This is a genomic window from Halopseudomonas sp., assembly GCF_036961105.1.
Taxonomy (GTDB): Bacteria; Pseudomonadota; Gammaproteobacteria; order Pseudomonadales; family Pseudomonadaceae; genus Halopseudomonas.
Genome location: NZ_JBALWW010000045.1, coordinates 1 through 1010, shown reverse-complemented (window position 1 = coordinate 1010; position 1010 = coordinate 1). Strand labels below are relative to the sequence as shown.

At 51.4% G+C, this 1010-nt stretch carries 2 protein-coding genes; both read right to left on the bottom strand.

The genetic code is table 11. The features are described 5' to 3' along the window. Nucleotides 1-530 (bottom strand): YebC/PmpR family DNA-binding transcriptional regulator (locus tag V7756_RS18865; protein WP_335611746.1); only part of this gene is annotated, 530 nt, incomplete at its 3' end. Nucleotides 531-574: 44 nt separating this feature from the next. Continuing rightward, on the bottom strand, nt 575-1010 hold a 436-nt coding region (locus V7756_RS18860; RefSeq protein ID WP_335611745.1), incomplete at its 5' end, for an amino acid--tRNA ligase-related protein.

Below are 1010 nucleotides of genomic sequence, written 5' to 3'. Positions count from 1 at the left end.
CAAGCTGTCATGACATCAATGGATTGGTCGTCATTAGTCACAACGTCTTCAGCACCGGCCTCAAGTGCTGCTTCCATAATTTTTTCTTCGTCGGCACCTGGTGCAAAACTAATTTGCCCAGTACGCGCAAACAAATAAGCCACAGACCCATCAGTCCCAAGGTTGCCACCGCGTTTGGCAAAGGCATGGCGAACATCAGAGACGGTTCGATTGCGATTATCTGTCATGCACTCAACGAGAATAGCAATACCACCGACGCCGTAGCCTTCGTAAGTAATCTCATCGTAATTGTCACCTTCACCCGCACCGGCACCGCGGGCTATCGCTTTATCGACGGTGTCGCGCTTCATATTGGAGCCAAGCGCTTTATCCACTGCGGCCCGCAGGCGCGGGTTATCATCTGGGCAGGGGCCGCCGGCCTTTGCCGCCACCACTAACTCACGAATCAGTTTGGTAAAGACTTTACCCCGCTTGGCATCCTGCGCGGCCTTGCGGTGCTTGATATTGGCCCATTTACTATGACCCGCCATAAATAATCTCCTGACTTACCAGAGCTACTGTTTAGTAAAACAGTTTAAGCGTTGCCTTCTTTTTCAGTAGGCGTTTGCTCACCTGCTGGCTTCTCGCTCGCTGGCTTTTCGCGCAAGCGAATATTCAGCTCACGCAATTGCTTATTATCCACGCGTCCCGGTGCATCGGTCATCACACAAGCCGCAGTCTGGGTTTTGGGGAATGCAATCACATCCCGAATAGAGTCACTACCTGTCATCAACATGATCAGGCGGTCCAGGCCAAAGGCCAAACCTCCATGGGGAGGGCAACCGTAGCTCAGTGCATCTACAAGGAAACCAAATTTTTCATTGGCCTCTTCATCGCTGATACCCAACACGTGGAATACGGTTTTTTGCATATCCGGATTGTGAATACGAATGGAGCCACCACCCAATTCAGTGCCGTTCAACACCATGTCATAGGCGAGAGATAGCGCATTTTCGGGATCACTTTCCAGC